Genomic DNA, 15,973 nt, shown 5'->3' with positions numbered 1-15,973 from the left:
GTTGTGGTTTCGACGAATGTATCAAGAAAGTTTCTTAACAGTAAGGGCCCGGCCGCATCTTTTTTGATCACAGTTGCGCAACCGAACCCGCACCGCACCCACAACCACTTACACAGCCACATGCCAGTCTGACAAAAATACCGTCTGGTATCTTTTACGAGCGGGGACACAAGTGGGGCGGACCCAGCGCGATCGTGGGCGGTGGCACCTGATATGTCTCACCGGCCACGATCGCGCAGCGTGACCATCGACCGGTATCGGTGATTAAACTGAACCTGAGTCGAGGAGCGTGATGGCGCAACAACAGCGTGCCGCCAACACCCGTGAAGCCATCGTCACCGGTGCGGCAACGGCATTCCAAGCACATGGCTACGGCATGACGTCGCTGGCCGAAATTGCCGAGGCCTCCGGCGTCACCAAGGGTGCTCTCTACTTTCACTTCGACTCGAAAGAGGCGATCGCCCTCGCCGTGATCGACGCGCAACACGCGGCAGCCGGCACCATCGGAGTGGCCCTGCATGAGTCGGGCACGACCGGCATCGCCGCCACGCTGACCGCCTCCTTCGCGTTTGCCCGGCAACTTCGAGAGAATCCGATCGCGCGCGCCGGCATCCGCTTGACCCTCGAGGCCTCGAGTTTTCAAACGCCGGTGGTCGGGCCCTACCTTGACTGGATCGCCTGGATCGAGGGGTATCTCGTCGAGGCGGCGGCCGCAGGCGACCTCAGAGAAGAAGTCAACCCCTCGACGTTGGCGCACCTCATCATCCCCGCCTTCACTGGCGTGCAGATGGTCTCCGAAGTGCTCACTCATCGCGACGACATCTACCAGCGGGTCGAGGAGCTCTGGTTGCTCCTGCTTCCTGGCACCGTTCCACCTGACCGGTGGGAGCAAATTCGCGAACTCCTCGCTCGCATCCGTCGTGAGGTCAGCGAGCAGCCGTGAACCTCCCCCACCCGTGGACTGCTGAATCAGCGTTAGCGCTGATCAGCACAGACCCGGGGGTGCGAGGTGTCTACCTTGCGAGCTATCAGGGACATGACGACGCGCTGGCCGCGCTGGCCCAGGTGGCGGCGGATGAGGCGCGCATCGAAGCGGATGCCGTCGCCGACGGTTTGGCAGAAGAGACTGACGAAACAGAGGGGGCAGGGGAGGCAGAGCTTCGACGCCTCCAGGACCTCACCTATGGGCGTCCCACGCTCACGACCGAGGGCCTGGAGCGTGAGCAAGCCGTTCAGCGCCTCGCCGCCATCGCGGCAGCCGAGCACCGTCGACGCGCCGATGTCTACGCAGCGCTCAGCCGGATGAAAGATGTTTTCACCGAGCGCAGTCCCCTCACCGCCGCCGTCTCTGAGCCCCTCGGCACCGGTGTCGGTGCGGGGCTTGCTCCGGGCGCCCGGGATCCGACGGAGGCGACGGAGGCGACGGATGCGAGGGATGCGAGGAAGTTCAGACGCGCGCGCGTTCCCTCTCGAATCCTGCTGCTTGCAACCCTGACGGCTGGGGTCATCATCGGAATCGGCCTGGGCCTGGCCTCGGCCGTCGGGTTCGAACAGCCGGTCAGCGCGCCGACGACATCCGCGGCGGAGAGCGCACCATCCGACCTGCTCACTCTGAGCCGGTTTCCCGGCAATCTGACCGCGGCCGATGTCTGGTTCGCCCAAACCCAAACTGACGCTGACGTTTTCACTGGCTTCATCATCTTTCAGCGAGAACGAATCGAAGCCAGCGCCAGCCGGTTCGCCGGCACCACCGCCAGCGGGTGGAGGCTCTGGGTGGCCAGAACGCCGTCGAAGGGATTCTGTTTGATCGCCCGCCGCGATGAGGGACCCGACACCAGGCCATCCACCCACCGGGCGTGTGCCAGCCGCGTCGATTTCGAGAAATCAAGCCTGCGCCTCGTGCTCGACACCACCACGGTCGTCTGGAACGGAATGTCGATCCTCACGTCGATTCGATGGTGAGCGCCGTCACAGGACAGCTGGTCGGTCAGGCCGAGGCCGCCGCACGTTCGCGCGCTCGTGCACCGGCGCGTTCGGCGGAATCCATCAGCTCGTTGATGCCGAGAAAATAGATCTCCCGGTCCGTCAGCGCGATGAGTTCCTCACGCAAGGCTGCGATCTGCGGATGCGAGGCGGCGGTGACCGGCAAGGTGCGTCCCCACCATGGCGCCGAGTCGTGTGCGTGCATGTCGTGCGAGATGCTGCGCGCCCGCGCGATGCCGGCGGCGAAAGAGAGCACATACGTCGAGAGGGCGGCGTAGTGCCTGACGAGTTCGGTTCCCTCGAGCCCCGTCTGGGCATAGGCCCCCAGCATGAGTTCGATGGTGTCGAGTTCGCCGGGCCCTTCGGTGCTGAGCACGATGGCCTCGAGGCCCACCGCCGGGTAGTCCGAAAAGACATCGAGCGTTGCAGCGCACAACTGTGTGAGCCGTTCGCGCCAAGCCTCCTGCGGCGCCGTCACCTGTTCGATGCACATCGAGATCAGCCGGTCGAGAAGTGCCTGCATGAGCCCTTCTTTGCTGCGGAAATGGCGGTAGATCGCGGTCGGCGCCGCGTCGAGCATCGCACCGAGTTCCCGCACCGAGATCGTGGTGGTGCCGGGTTGAGCGGCGATCCGAAGCCCGGCCTCGATGATCGAATCCGCGTCGAGGCGCGCGCGCTCCTTCGGGGCGGTGCGTTGCTTGTCATCGACAGTTTTCATCGATTCCCTCTGCCTCCTTCGAAGTGACATCCGTCAGTCGATCATGGCGGAACACTGCGCCTGCCGCTCCCGCCGCGCGCCGCTCCCGCCGATTCAACCTCTGCAAAGTTTCGCACAGATTACGATTGTGAACAGTGTTGTGAACAGTGTTGACAATGAGGCTTTCCGGCAGTTAGTCTCCTGAAATCCGGTCGACGAGGTCCGGTCGACGATGACGCCGTATCGAGCACGAGGAGTTTCCGTGGCAGTACCCGCAGATTTGATCTACACGGGCGGGTGGATCTTCACCACCCGTTCGCACACGCCGGAACGGATGGCGGTGGCCGTCACCGACGGCGTGATCACCGCGGTGGTTCCCGAGGCAGACACTGCCGCGCTCACCTCACCGCACACCCAGGTCATCGACCTCAACGGCGGATTGCTCGTTCCCGGCTTTCAGGATGCGCACATTCACCCCGTTTCCGGCGGCGTCGAGTTGCTGCAGTGCAACCTCACCGAGGCGACCACTGCCGACGAGGCGGTGGCGATGATCGCCGAGTACGCCGCAGCGAACCCCGACCTCGAGTGGATTCAGGGCGCCGGCTGGTCGATGGATCACTTTCCCGGCGGAAACCCCACCCGAGACCTGCTCGACGCCATCGTGCCCGACCGGCCCGTCTTGCTCTCCAGCCGCGACCATCACAGCACCTGGGCCAACACGAAGGCCTTCCAGATCGCCGGCATCACCGCCGCCACAGCCGACCCGGCCGACGGGCGCATCGAGCGCGAAAGCGACGGCACACCGGCCGGCGCCCTGCAGGAAGGGGCCTCAGAACTCTTCAACGAGGTGCGTCCGCAGACCAGCGATGACCTCGCCTACCAGGGACTCCTGGCCGCTCAGGCCGAACTCTTCTCTCTCGGTGTCACCGGCTGGCAAGATGCCCTCGTCGGAACCGGCTTCGGCATGACTGACTCGCTGGTCGCCTATGAGCGTGCCATCGAAGAGGGTACGCTGCTCGCCCATGTCGTCGGGTCCCAGTGGTGGGAGCGCAGCGCCGGCATCGAACAGGTTCAGCAGATGATCGAGCGTCGCGACGATGTCGCCGCCCGGTACCCGGCCGAGACCCTTGACCTCGGAACGATCAAGATGATGGTCGACGGCGTTGCCGAGAACCAGACCGCCGCCATGAACGTTCCCTACCGCGACGCGCACGGGCATGACACCGACAACTCCGGCCTCTCGTTCATCGACCCAGAGCTGCTCAAGCACTACGTCACGACGGTGGATGCCGCCGGCTTCCAGGTGCACTTCCACGCGCTGGGCGACCGCGCGGTGCGTGAAACCCTCGACGCCGTCGAGGCAGCACACCAGACCAACGGGTCGAACGACAACCGCCACCACCTGGCGCACCTGCAGGTCGTCGACTCGGCCGACACCCCCCGTTTCGCGCAGCTCGACGCGATTGCAAACATCCAGTCGCTCTGGGGCTGCCACGAGACGCAGCTCGACGAGCTCACCCTGCCCTTCCTTCCGGAGACCTCAGAAGACCACCACTACCCGTTCGGCGAACTTCACTCTCAGGGTGCACGTTTGGCCGCCGGCAGCGACTGGCCGGTGTCGAGTGCAAACCCGATCGCGGCCATTCACATCGCGGTCAACCGGGTCTCCCCGACGTCGACAGACAGGCCGCTCGGACCGCCGAGTCAGAAGCTTGACCTGGCAACCTCCCTCACCGCCTACACGGCGGGATCCGCCTACGTGAACCACCGCGATCACGACACCGGGGCCATCGTTCCCGGTTACCTGGCCAACCTGGCGGTGCTTGAGCCCAATCCGTTTGACCTCGATCCGAGTGAGATCTACACCTCAACCGTCACGTCGACCTGGGTGCGCGGCACTCAGGTCTACGCCCGCACCAACTAGTGCTCCACCGAACCCCGGAGGGATCCATGTCCACCACAGCACCGTCATCCCGAGCACGCCTCAGACCGCGCCGCCTGCTCACCGCGTCGGCACTCGTCGTCGTTGCAGCACTCTCTCTCAGCGCGTGCACCGCGCCGAAGTCCGAATCGAACGACGATTCACCGAAGTTCGAACTGACCGCGCTGACGCCCGCCCCGACCGGCGAGCTCGATTCGTTCACCTGGTCCATTCACGCCGAGCCGTACTCGCTCGACTACGCCTACGCATTCGACTATCCAGACAACCAGGTGCTCGCCAACGTTTGCGAGTCACTCCTGCGCTGGAACGCCGACTTGACCATCTCCCCTGGCCTGGCCGAGTCGTTCGAGAACCCGACCCCGACGACCTGGGTCTACAACATCCGCCCTGGCGTGACCTTCCACGACGGCACCCCGCTCACCGCGGCCGATGCCGTCGCCTCGATGAGCCGCCATCTCGACCCGGCTGTCGGCTCGTCCTGGTTCAGCGTTTATCAGAATGTCGCAACGATTGAACAGACCGGCGACATGCAGGTCACCGTCACCACGACGGTTCCCGACTCCCAGTTCAACCAGGGCATGACCGGCGCCCCCGGCGTCATCGAATCGGCTGCCACCCTGGCCAAGGCCGGCAAAGACTACGGCAACTCGTCAACCGGAGTGAACTGCACCGGCCCCTTCTCCTTCGGGGCATGGAAGTCCGGCGAAAGCATCACGCTGGATCGCTTCGACGGCTACTGGGACCCCGACCTCACCGCCAAGTCGAAAGAGGTCACCTTCGTCTTTCAGAACGACCCGAACGCGCGCATCAACGCGTTCAAGGCCGGCGAAGTCGACGGCGGTTGGATGGTTCCCTCCAACGGAATCGACCAGTTGAAGACCTCTTCTGAGGGCAAGGTCTACTTCGGCACCAACACCGCCGTCGCCAGCATGATCGTCAGCAACCTCGACGGACCGCTCGGTGATGTGCGGGTACGCCAGGCCCTGACCATGGCCATCGACCGCGACGGGCTCCTGAAGGCCGCTGAACAGGGCTACGGCACCGTGACGGATGCGATCACCACGAAGTCGGTCTGGAACGGCGCCGATGAGGCAACCGTCACGGCGGCATTCGGCGACTTGAAAAAATACCCCTATGACCTGGATGCCGCGAAGAAGCTGATCGAGGAAGCCGGCGTTTCCGGTCAAGAGATCGTCATTGCCACCTCGCCGATCACCGCATCTTTCGACGTGATCGCCCAGGCGACCGCCGCTGCAGCGACGGCGATCGGTCTGAAACCGACCATCCAGACCATCACCCCGAACAAGTGGACGACGATGTTCTCCGACCCATCGGCCCGCGAGGGAGTCGACCTCTTCTACACGCTCTGGTACCAGTCGACTGCTGACCCGTTGGAGAGCCTCGCCATTCTCCGCACCGGCGAGTTCAGCAACTACGGCAACTGGTCAGACCCCGAGTTCGACCAGATCGTGACCGACGCCGTGAGCATTGCCGACCCGGCCGCGCGAGCAGCCGAAGCCGCCAAAGCACAGGTCATCGTCAACGAGCAGCTGCCCTGGCTGCCGCTCTACGAATCGCCCACCGTCGTCTGGCTCGGCAAGAACATCACAGGCGTCGCTCCGTCGATCAACTACCTGTACTACCCCTGGGCGGCCACAATTGGCGCAAGCTAACTGCGGCCTGCGCGTTGACCGGTCGGCTGAAAGTGAGGCCGGCCGGTGAACGTCGCCACGCTCGTCGCCAAGAAGCTCGGAACCCTGGTGCTGACGGTCTTTGCCGCCTCACTCCTGGTCTTCTTCTCACGCGCCCTCGTGCCGGGCGACCCGGTCTCCTTCCTCCTCCGCGGTCGCAAGCCCAGCCAGGAGGCCGTCGCCGAGATCACCGCACAGTTCGGTCTCGACAAGCCCATGTGGCAGCAGTACCTCGACTGGGTCGGCAACCTGTTTCAGGGCGACCTCGGCCGTTCGCTGCAGTTCAGGCAAGACGTGACGACGGTGCTGGCCGACCGGCTCCCTGTAACGCTGGGCCTGGTCGTCATGGCCGGCGCCATGATCGCGATCTTCGGTTTGGCTGCTGGCATTGTCGCGGCTCTCAACCGCGGAAAGACCGCCGACCGGGCGATCCTGATCACCATGACCGGCCTGGGTGCGATTCCGTCGTTCGTGGGCGCCATCGTGCTCATCGCCGTGTTTTCGGTGCAGCTCGGCTGGTTTCCATCGTTCGGCAGTGGAGACGGGTTTCTCGACGGGATCTACCATCTGATTCTGCCGTCACTCGCCCTGGCCCTCGCATTCGTCGCCCTGGTGGCTCGGGTCACCCGCTCATCCATGCTCGATCAGCTCGAAAGGGAGCACGTGGAAGTTGCAACAAGCCGAGGGCTGACGCGAGCTCGGGTCATCCGTCGTCACGTCTTGCGCAACGCGATCGGACCGATCTTGACCGTGAGCGGTGTGCTCGTCGCCGGTCTGCTCGTGGCCAGCTCGATCGTCGAGCAGGCGTTCGGGCTGGCCGGTGTCGGCTCGCTGCTCGTGCAATCGGTCGACCGCCTCGACTTTCCGGTCGTGCAGGCCATTGTGCTGCTGATCGTGATCGTCTTCGTGCTGGTGAACACCGTCGTCGATCTTCTGGCGCCGTTGATCGACCCGCGCATGGCAGCAGGGGCGGCGGCCCGATGAGCGCGCCGGCGGTTCCCACCGCGGTGCTCAGGTCACTGCGGCTCCCCCGCGCGAACGGCCTGTTTCTGGCGAGTCTGATCGTCGTGGCGATCATGGTGATCTCGGCCATCGCCGCTCCGATTCTTGCGCCATACGACCCCGACTTCGTCGACCTCGCCAATGTGTTGTCTGGTCCGACGAGCACTCACTGGCTCGGCACGGATGCGCTGGGTCGCGACACGCTCAGCCGAATGATGTTCGGGGCACGCTCCTCGCTGCTCGGACCCTTGCTCGTCGTCATTCTGTCGACCATCTTCGGCATTCTTCTCGGCCTGCTCGCCGCGTGGCGTGGCGGCTGGATCGACGCGGTGCTCGCGCGCATCTTCGACCTGCTGTTCGCGTTTCCGGCACTGTTGCTGGCCATCCTCGCCGTGGCACTCTTCGGCAAAGGTCTGGCTGCCCCGGTCGCCGCGATGAGCATCGCCTATGCGCCGTTCGTGGCACGCCTGGTGCGCTCGCTCGTCGTGACGGAACGCACCCGCCCCTATGTCGCGGCCTATCGGGTGCAAGGTTTCTCGGGCGGTTGGATCGCGCTGCGCCGCGTGCTGCCGAACGTAATGCCCACTGTCGGCGCGCAGTCAACGCTGAATTTCGGCTACGTGCTGGCTGACCTGGCCGCCCTCTCGTTCATCGGCTTGGGCGTGCAAGCGCCGACCGCCGACTGGGGCGCCATGATCAACGAGAGCCGCGGAGCCCTGATGAGCGGGCAGATTCTTCCCGCTCTGGTTCCCGCGATCGCCGTCGTTCTCGTGGTCATCGCCGTCAACATCATCGGAGAAGAATTCTCCGACCGAATCGGAGGGCAGCTTTCGTCATGAGCCTCTTGAACATCTCCGATTTCACCCTCGACCTGACGACCGGTTCGAAGGCACGTCTGCTCGATGAGATCTCGCTGACGGTCGAGGAGGGCGAGACCGTCGGCCTGGTCGGCGAATCCGGGTCAGGCAAGTCACTGACCGCCCGATCTGCGCTCGGCCTGCTGCCCGGCCTGTCCGAGACCAGCGGCTCCGTCGTGCTCGACAAAACCGATGTGCTCACCGCCAGTTCGGCGCAGGTTTTGGCGCTGCGTCGCGGCACGGCGTCGATGGTTTTTCAAGATCCGCGCTCCGGCATCAACCCGATGCGGCGCATCGGCGACTACCTCGCCGAATCGCTCATCCTCTGCAACGGCTGGTCAAGAGCGGATGCCGCCGAACGGGCACTCGAACTGCTGCGCTCGGTCGGTCTGCCGCGGCCAGAGGCGCACCTCAACCAGTATCCGCACGAGCTCTCAGGCGGAATGCTGCAGCGAGTGATGATCGCCGGCGCACTGTCGACGTCGCCCCGGCTGCTGATCTGCGATGAGCCGACGACGGCCCTGGATGTGACGACGCAGGCCGAGATCATCGGCGTGCTGACCGAACAGCAGGCGCAGCGGGGCATGGGAATGCTCTTCATCACCCACGACCTCAACCTCGCCTCGGCGCTCTGCGACCGGGTCTACGTTCTGAATTCCGGCCAGGTCGTCGAGCATGGCGGTGTGAAGGATGTGTTCACCAACCCGCAGGCTGCCTACACGCAGCAGCTGGTCGCAGCAACGCCGAGCGTGTTCACGCGGGCTATTTCGGTGATCAGCCCGGCGGAGTCCGCCGCGTTCGTGGAGACCGGGCCGGCGTCGACAGCTTCGGTAACCGCACCATCTGCATCCTCAGCATCGGCGCAGCCCACGGGCGTCATGCTCGAAGCGCGGTCGCTGTCGAAGACCTACTACGTGAAGGGCAATGACCCGCTGATCGCCGTGAATAACGTGTCGCTGTCGGTTGTGCGCGGTGATGCCCTCGCCGTGGTCGGCGAGTCGGGGTCCGGCAAATCGACCCTGGCTCGCATGATCGTCGGGCTTGAGCAGGCCGATACAGGCGACATCCTGGTCGCCGGCGTCACCCGGGCGTCAGGTGGTCGCAACGGCAGGGTTCGCACCAAGGCAGAGCGTCTGGAGCGAGCCCGCACCGTGCAGATCGTGTTCCAGGACCCGTACCTGTCGCTCGATCCGCGCATCCTGGCCGGTGCCGCCGTCGAAGACGCGCTGCGTTTGCACACCCCGCTCAGCCATGCGGAATCCCGCACCAGGGTGCTCGCCCTGTTCGATCAGGTCGGCCTCGGCGAGAAGCACGCCAATGCGCGTCCGCGCACCCTGTCGGGTGGGCAGCGGCAGCGCGTCGCGATCGCGCGTGCCCTCGCCGTCGGTCCGGATGTGTTGGTGCTCGACGAGGCGACGAGCGCGCTCGACGTGTCGGTGCAGGCTCAGGTCCTCGAGGTCGTCGACGAGATTCGTCGGCAACGCGGGCTCACACTGCTCTTCGTCAGCCACGATCTCGCCGTCGTGCGCAAGGTCTGCGAGACGACCATGGTGATGCGTCGCGGTGAGATCGTCGAGCACGGTCAGACGGCTGACCTGCTCGAGAATCCGCAGCATCCGTACACGCAGCTGCTGCTCGATTCGATTCCGCGCCCGGAGTGGGAGGTCCAGGTCGAGCAGGCCTCGTAGCCCCAGCCGCGCAACCCTGCGAACCACCCTCGCCGAGTTTGACACTTGCGGTCGAGATCCCCTGTTGCGCCGGGGAAACTCGACCGCAACTGTCAAACTCGGCGTGAGTGTCAGGCCGCGGCGACCGCCCGCTCGACCGCCGCCAGCGATTGCTCGACGTCTGCCGCATCCGTCGACCAGTTGCTCACCGAGATGCGCAGCACGTCGCGCCCCCGCCAGCGGGAGCCTGACATCCAGGTGGTGCCGTCGGCGAGCAGCAGCTCGGTCACCCGGCGGGTGCGTTCGTCACTGCCGAAGCTCACGCTGACCTGGGTGAAGACCACGTCGTTGAGCACCTCGGCGCCGGGAATCCGGGCGAGACCGTCGGCCAGAGCTCGCGCGTGGACCGCCAATCCGTCGACCAGGTCGATGGTTCCCGATCGGCCGAGCGACCGAAGCGCCGCCCAGACCGGCACCCCACGGGCACGCCGGGAGAGCTCCGGCGTCTTCTCGAACGGGTCGCCGACGCCGAGATGATCGGCTATGAGGTAGTGCGTATGCACGCCGAATGTGGTGCGCATCGGCTCGGACCGAGCGACGATCGCCACGCCGCAGTCGTAGGGAACGTTGAGGGTCTTGTGGGCGTCGGTCGCCCAGGAGTCAGCCAGGTCGACCCCATCGAGCAACTCGCGATAGCGCGGGCTGACCGCCGCCCAGAGCCCGAAGGCTCCATCGACGTGCGCCCAGGCCCCGCGGTCGTGTGCCACGGCAATCGCCTCCCGCATCGGGTCGAAGGCGCCGGAGTGCAGATTGCCGGCCTGCAGGCAGACGATCGCCGGGCTCCCCGGCTCCCCCGTCGCATCCATCGCTGCGGCCAGGGCGTCGGCGCGCAGGCGACCCTGCTCGTCGACCTCGACGACGGTGGGGGCGCCGAGACCGAGATAGCGCAGGGTCAGGTCGATCACGTCGTGTCTCTCGGCACCGACGAAGACACGGATGCGTGGCGCCCCGAACAGCCCGTTCACCGCCAGGTCGCAGCCGGCGCGGGCCAAGACCTCGTACCGGGCCGCGGCGAGGCCCACGAAATTCGCCATCGTCGCGCCGGTCGTGAACCCGACGTCGGACTCCGCCGGAAGCCCGAGCAGATCGAGCAGCCAGCCACCCGCTGCCTCCTCGGCCGCCGCGGTTGCCGGGGTCGCGAACCGCAAGGCGGCGTTCTGGTCCCAGGCGCTGACCAGCCAATCGGCGGCGAGGGCGGCGGGCAGCGTGCCACCGATCACCCAGCCGAAGAAGCGGCCGGACTGCATGGCCATCAGCCCCGGTTCGGCGAGCCGAGCCAGCTCATCGATGACCAGAACCGGGTCGGTCGGCGCGTCGGAAAGCGGTGCAGCGAACCCGCCCTGAAGCTCATCGGCGCGCAGCCGCGGGCCCACCGGTCGGGAGCCGACCGTCTCCAGCCAGCTCAGCGCGTGGGCGCGTGCACGAGTGAGAACGTCGGTGTAATCCTGAGCCTGAGTCGACATTTCCTCATGCTAACCCGACCATCCGCGCGAGCCGAGGGGTGAGCCGCGGGGTGATCGGCTGCCCGAATCAGCGGCCGGAATCGAGGCCTGAATGAGTGGGAGTGAGTTGTCAGGGCCCGTGCTCCGGGCGAGGCTATTCGGCGACGGAGAGCCGGGCCCGGTAGGCCGCGACATTCGCCCGGTTTCCGCAGTTTCCGACATCGCAATAGCGCTTCGAGCGGTTGCGAGAGAAGTCGACGAGAACTGCCTGGCAGTCGTCGGCCGCGCAGATCCGCATCCGCTCGCGTTCACCGTTGCGAATCACATCGACCCACCCCATCGCCGCCTCCACGAGGATGCGATCGGCCAATGGGCTCTCGCTGCTCGTGGCATGCAGGTGCCAGCCCAGGTCGTCATGCCGCACGATTTGCGGAAGAGCGCGGGCCGCGGTGAGCATCCCGTTGACGAGGTCGACGACCTTCTCTTCGTCGGCAATCGTCCAGAGCTCACGCAGGGGTTCACGAATCGCGCGCACCCCGGCCAGCTCGGCCTCGTCGTGTGTGCGAGAGCCGGTGTATTGATTGGACCGAATGAACTCGTCGAGCTCTGCCGGTGTCGTCAATTCGTCGCGCCCGGAGTCGGACAGCTCGGGCAGCGTATTCACGAGCGCGGCTGTCGAAACCAGGGTTGATTCAACGTCATAGGCAAACAGCACATTGACTCCTGACATCGTTTCGATTATTGTCATGAGTATAACGCATTTGACTCATGACGCCCTGGGATTCTCCCGTGCGCCCGTCGGCCACTTCGGTCGCCCCTGATGACGAGTCTCCCGCCCGAGCGCCCTCCCGAAAGGAGCCAGCCATGACCATCACGACGACGAACAAACGGCTCGGCTCCGGCCTGGCCATCGCGTTCCTGGCTGCGGCATCGTTCGGCATGAGCGGACCGTTCGTTGCGCCGCTGCTCGACGCCGGCTGGTCGCCCACCGCCGCCGTGCTCTGGCGCACGGCGGGGGCAGCCGTCGTGCTCGCCATTCCGGCGATTCTCGCGCTGCATGGGCGCTGGCAGATCCTGCGCAAGAATGCGGGCCTCATCCTCGCCTACGGAGTCTTCGCCGTACTCGGCTCCCAGCTCGCGTTCTACAACGCCATCGAGCACATGTCCGTTGGCGTCGCGATCCTGATCGAGTACCTGGCGCCCGTCTTTCTCGTCTTCTTCTTCTGGGCGCGTTCGCGCCGGCACCCGGGCTGGTTCACCATCGCCGGTTCTGTCGTCGCCCTCACCGGCCTCGTGCTCGTTCTCAACCTGGCTGGCGCCGCCCCCAGCCTGGTCGGCGTCTCCTGGGCTCTCCTCGCCTCGCTCGGTGCCTGCATCTACTTCGTCATTTCGGCGCAAGCGGATGCCGACCTGCCGCCGATCGTGCTGGCTGCCAGCTCGATGGTGGTCGCCTCGATCGGCCTCGGTTTGCTCGCAGTGACCGGCCTCGCTCCGTTCAGGTTCAGCTTCGGCGAGGTCGAACTGCTGGGCTCGTCGGTGTCCTGGCTGGTGCCGGCTGCCGTGATCCTCGGGATGTCCACCGTTGCCGGCTACTTGCTCGGCATCGCCGGAAGCGCGCGGCTCGGCAGCCGCCTCGCCTCCTTCGTCGGGCTGACCGAGGTGCTCTTCGCCGCGGTGATCGCCTGGGCGCTGCTCGGCCAGCTCCCGGCTCCGATTCAATTCGTCGGGGGCGCGCTCATTCTGGCCGGGGTCGTGCTCGTTCGTATACAAACCGAGCGCGAGCCCGCAGCAGTACCGTCGCCGGTGACCGTCCCGTTGGTCGAGTCCGTCGCGCCGGTCAAGCCGTTCGTCGAGCCGTTGGTCGAGCCGTTGGTCGAGCCGTTGGTCGAGCCTCAGACCCGGGCCCCTGTCCCTACTCGCTGACCATCTCGTCGGTCGAGCCTGTCAGTGACCCGCGCGCGCCAAGCCCTGTGGTGGATCTGGCCGATCCCGTGACGTTGCGGAGGAGGCATCGCGTGGCCGAGGTGAGCTCCGTGCCCGATGGGCTGCCCCCGTTCGACGGAGATTTGATCCTGAAACCTCGAGATCGGGCCAGAACCGGCCCAAATCGCGAAAATCTCCGTCGAATGGGCGCGCGGCTGGGTCAGATCTCGACCGGCCGATTGCTGTCAAACGGCGATGTGGGCGTTGGTGTGGTGTTGCGGGATGGCGAGGGGGATGGGGAGGGGGACGGGGACGATATCGCGGGCGAGGAAGCGTTGAGGAGCCTCATCACCTCGCGCTTGCAGGCCTCAGTGCTCCCTCATCCCGGCCGACCCCATGACCTTCGCCACCTCGATGGCGATCACCACCCGCTCGGGGTTCGGCCGCGGGGTGCGGTACCGCACTCCGTAGAGCTGCTCGCCCTGCGCGACTGATTCCGGATCTTCGAGAACCCTTGCCGGGCCTTCGAACGAAATCCAGCGCCCCCCGTCGATCTGACCGATCGAGGCCCTTCCACCGCGCACGACGTTGCGCACCTTGGCGGTGCCCCGCGAAGTAATGATGCGGATCGTGCCGTCAAGGTAGGTGAACCCGACCGGCACGACGTGGATGGTTCCATCGGCAGCAAAGGTCGAGAGCGTGGCCAAGTGCCGCTCTGTCACGAAATCGAGGGCGTCGTCGGTCAGCTGGGTGTTCATTGTGCTCAAACTATCAGTGCAAAACCATTGACGCCTCAGCTTATTGACGCCTCAGTTGATGCAGGCGCCGGCAGCAAAGTTCTGCGCGGGCGAGGCGGATGCCGGCGGCGCGGCGGCGCCTGACGGCCCGGTTTCGGCAGACGCGGTGCTGGGCGGTGTGACGGTCAACTCGTCGGTGCCGAGAATCAGGGTGACTCCGGAGACCTTCGTCGACAGCGAGACGATGGCACCCGGCACGAAAGGAGCCAGCGCTTTCGCTTGAGCCTCGAGCCCGGCCGGATATTCAATCGTGGTGGTGACCGTCGCGTCGGCCGAGCCGGGGGTACCGGTGGCAAAGCCCAGTGACGTCAGTGTAGAGGTCGCAGACGCGGCGGCCCCATCGGTGTCGCCACCGTTCAGCACCGTGACGGTCACACTGCCCACGGGAGCCGCTTTTGCCTTGACATAAGCGGATGGCGGACCGATCATTCCTGCGATGAAGCCCGGCATCGCGGCCGTGTCGACCTCGACAACGTCCAGATCTTGACCGTCGACCTCAATAGTCGGAGTGCCGCTGATCGGGATCGTCGCCGTGGTGATGTTGTTGGCGTTCAGCCCGTGAAGCTGCGCCGCGAGGGCCAGAAGATTGAGCCCTGGATCGGTTTCGATCGAAGAGCTGACGGCATCCAGAACATTCTGAAGCTTGACGGGGTTCAGCAGGGTTCCTGCCGAGAGGATCTGCCGAGCCTCCACGGTCAGAAAGTACTGTTGCCGCACTTGCCGGTCGAGGTCGCCGTTGTTCAGCCCATGTCGCTGCCGCACAAACGCGAGCGCTTGTTGCGCGTTCAGGGTTGAGACTCCAGCCGGCAAGTTCAGCGTGGAGTATGGGTCGTCGACCGCCGCGTTGAGACACACCTGAACCGGGCCGAGAGCATCCACGATGTTGTAGAACCCGAGCATCGAGACACGCACGAAGTGATCTATGGTCAGCCCAGAGAGGTTCTGAATCGTCTGGATGAGCAACTGCGCTCCGGCAGCATCACCACCGTTCTGACTGCCCAGAGTGAAAGCGGCGTTGAGCTTGTCCATGCCGTATCCAGGGATGTCGACCCAGGAGTCGCGCGGGAACGAGATCAGCGTCGCCGTGCTTCCGTCGGCCGGAACGTGCAACACCATCATGGTGTCGGTGTTGGTTCCGCCGCCGTCATCCTCGGTGCCGAGTTTGGCCAGCTGGTCGGCGGTTGCATTCGCCGGCCGGTGATCGTCGCCGACGAGCAGGATGTTCTGATCGGTTCCGTCGGCGTCCTTCTGCGGCGCATTCGAATGCGTGATGGCGTCGATGTGGGTGATTCCCGAGGTGAACCGTTGGTAGTTGTAGAAGACGTAGCCGCCGGTCACGAGCACCGCGATCACGACGATGATCGCGCTCCAACGCAGCACCAGCCGCGTTCGGGTGGCACGCCGACGCCGCCGAGGCGGGTCGATCTGCTCGTCACTCACCGGGCATCCGGTTGCTCGCTGGAAGTCACACTTCAGAGTACGAGGCTCCCCCGTGCGGCCCCCGCAAACTTTGGGGCTTCCCAGCTGACGGCCAGCGATCTCTCGGGCGGTGAGCAGCTATCACCGCGGACTGGGAACACCAGTTCCCCTCTCTGCCTTCTGAGTTTTCTTGTCATTCGAATTACGTGAGTGTAGTTATTAACAGGAGTTTGCACAGTGTGGATAACTTTTCGGTGCTCGCATCAGGTCCTGACCCATGCCATCACCGGTGGTCGAGGAGCGCCCGACGGAGTCGGCCGCGTCTATGAGGCAAATGACAATTTCGTTGGTCGAGGAGCAGCCGACGCAGGAGGCCGCGTCTCGAGATCCGGCGAGCCAATCCTTGAACTCGGCTTGAGTTCGAACATCGGCTCGCGAGGTCTCGAGCTATGGCGCCGCTGCGCGGCATTGTGGGACACGTAAATACCTTGTG

At 65.3% G+C, this 15,973-nt stretch carries 13 protein-coding genes; 8 read left to right on the top strand and 5 right to left on the bottom strand.

Going from position 1 to position 15,973, the window contains the following annotated elements; translation table 11 throughout:
* The first annotated feature begins 292 nt into the window (after positions 1-292).
* Complete coding sequence (locus tag ABD791_RS17930) at positions 293-943, top strand: ScbR family autoregulator-binding transcription factor (RefSeq protein WP_345069226.1); 651 nt, start codon at positions 293-295, stop codon at positions 941-943.
* Positions 940-1,962, top strand: a complete 1,023-nt coding sequence (locus ABD791_RS17925; protein ID WP_345069224.1) for a hypothetical protein — start codon at positions 940-942, stop codon at positions 1,960-1,962. Before ABD791_RS17930 ends, ABD791_RS17925 begins: the two co-directional genes overlap by 4 nt.
* 25 nt (positions 1,963-1,987) lie before the next feature.
* On the opposite strand, the gene ABD791_RS17920 is transcribed toward ABD791_RS17925, so the two are convergent.
* The gene (locus ABD791_RS17920; protein WP_345069222.1) at positions 1,988-2,701 is read right to left on the bottom strand and encodes a TetR/AcrR family transcriptional regulator; all 714 of its coding nucleotides are present in this window, start codon (positions 2,699-2,701) and stop codon (positions 1,988-1,990) included.
* Positions 2,702-2,942: 241 nt separating this feature from the next.
* Here ABD791_RS17920 and ABD791_RS17915 point away from each other — a divergent pair, with 241 nt between their 5' ends.
* The 5 genes from ABD791_RS17915 to ABD791_RS17895 are packed head-to-tail and all read left to right on the top strand — an operon-like array spanning position 2,943 to position 9,860.
* Positions 2,943-4,604, top strand: a complete 1,662-nt coding sequence (locus ABD791_RS17915) for an amidohydrolase (protein WP_345069221.1) — start codon at positions 2,943-2,945, stop codon at positions 4,602-4,604.
* A 26-nt stretch (positions 4,605-4,630) separates the two neighbouring features.
* Positions 4,631-6,295, top strand: coding sequence for an ABC transporter substrate-binding protein (locus ABD791_RS17910; RefSeq protein WP_345069219.1), 1,665 nt, complete (start codon positions 4,631-4,633; stop codon positions 6,293-6,295).
* A gap of 45 nt (positions 6,296-6,340) precedes the next feature.
* Entirely contained in the window at positions 6,341-7,297 is a 957-nt protein-coding gene (locus ABD791_RS17905; protein WP_345069217.1) for an ABC transporter permease, read from the top strand.
* Positions 7,294-8,154: an ABC transporter permease gene (locus ABD791_RS17900; protein ID WP_345069215.1), complete on the top strand. Its 861-nt coding sequence runs from the start codon at positions 7,294-7,296 to the stop codon at positions 8,152-8,154. The genes ABD791_RS17905 and ABD791_RS17900 overlap by 4 nt, the downstream gene beginning before the upstream one ends.
* Positions 8,151-9,860 (top strand): dipeptide ABC transporter ATP-binding protein, encoded by a 1,710-nt coding sequence (locus tag ABD791_RS17895; protein WP_345069214.1) that lies wholly within the window; start codon positions 8,151-8,153, stop codon positions 9,858-9,860. Before ABD791_RS17900 ends, ABD791_RS17895 begins: the two co-directional genes overlap by 4 nt.
* Before the next feature lie 110 nt (positions 9,861-9,970).
* Here ABD791_RS17895 and ABD791_RS17890 read toward each other — a convergent pair whose 3' ends face one another.
* Positions 9,971-11,362, bottom strand: a complete 1,392-nt coding sequence (locus ABD791_RS17890; protein WP_345069212.1) for a pyridoxal phosphate-dependent decarboxylase family protein — start codon at positions 11,360-11,362, stop codon at positions 9,971-9,973.
* 133 nt (positions 11,363-11,495) lie between these two features.
* A complete protein-coding gene (locus ABD791_RS17885) occupies positions 11,496-12,056 on the bottom strand; it encodes a CGNR zinc finger domain-containing protein (protein WP_345069353.1) in 561 nt (186 codons plus the stop codon).
* A gap of 149 nt (positions 12,057-12,205) precedes the next feature.
* Here ABD791_RS17885 and ABD791_RS17880 point away from each other — a divergent pair, with 149 nt between their 5' ends.
* Positions 12,206-13,264: an EamA family transporter gene (locus tag ABD791_RS17880; RefSeq protein ID WP_345069210.1), complete on the top strand. Its 1,059-nt coding sequence runs from the start codon at positions 12,206-12,208 to the stop codon at positions 13,262-13,264.
* Positions 13,265-13,632: 368 nt separating this feature from the next.
* Here the strand turns inward: ABD791_RS17880 and ABD791_RS17875 are convergent, their stop codons facing one another.
* Together ABD791_RS17875 and ABD791_RS17870 are read right to left on the bottom strand one after the other, a co-directional pair.
* Positions 13,633-14,022, bottom strand: a complete 390-nt coding sequence (locus ABD791_RS17875) for a PPOX class F420-dependent oxidoreductase (protein ID WP_345069208.1) — start codon at positions 14,020-14,022, stop codon at positions 13,633-13,635.
* 51 nt (positions 14,023-14,073) lie between these two features.
* Entirely contained in the window at positions 14,074-15,501 is a 1,428-nt protein-coding gene (locus ABD791_RS17870; protein ID WP_345069207.1) for an LCP family protein, read from the bottom strand.
* Positions 15,502-15,973: the final 472 nt, after the last annotated feature.

This window comes from Glaciibacter kafniensis, from assembly GCF_039538945.1.
Taxonomy (GTDB): Bacteria; Actinomycetota; Actinomycetes; order Actinomycetales; family Microbacteriaceae; genus Cryobacterium; species Cryobacterium kafniensis.
Note: the sequence above shows the minus strand (reverse complement) of the source record. Positions and strands in the feature narration are given on the sequence as shown.

Bases quoted from the DNA above. Each gene is read 5' to 3' on its own strand.
- ABD791_RS17895 (WP_345069214.1), top strand. From the start codon at position 8,151: ATGAGCCTCTTGAACATCTCCGATTTCACCCTCGACCTGACGACCGGT.
- ABD791_RS17910 (WP_345069219.1), top strand. From the start codon at position 4,631: ATGTCCACCACAGCACCGTCATCCCGAGCACGCCTCAGACCGCGCCGC.
- ABD791_RS17920 (WP_345069222.1), bottom strand. From the start codon at position 2,701: ATGAAAACTGTCGATGACAAGCAACGCACCGCCCCGAAGGAGCGCGCG.
- ABD791_RS17890 (WP_345069212.1), bottom strand. From the start codon at position 11,362: ATGTCGACTCAGGCTCAGGATTACACCGACGTTCTCACTCGTGCACGC.
- ABD791_RS17930 (WP_345069226.1), top strand. From the start codon at position 293: ATGGCGCAACAACAGCGTGCCGCCAACACCCGTGAAGCCATCGTCACC.
- ABD791_RS17880 (WP_345069210.1), top strand. From the start codon at position 12,206: ATGACCATCACGACGACGAACAAACGGCTCGGCTCCGGCCTGGCCATC.
- ABD791_RS17900 (WP_345069215.1), top strand. From the start codon at position 7,294: ATGAGCGCGCCGGCGGTTCCCACCGCGGTGCTCAGGTCACTGCGGCTC.
- ABD791_RS17875 (WP_345069208.1), bottom strand. From the start codon at position 14,022: ATGAACACCCAGCTGACCGACGACGCCCTCGATTTCGTGACAGAGCGG.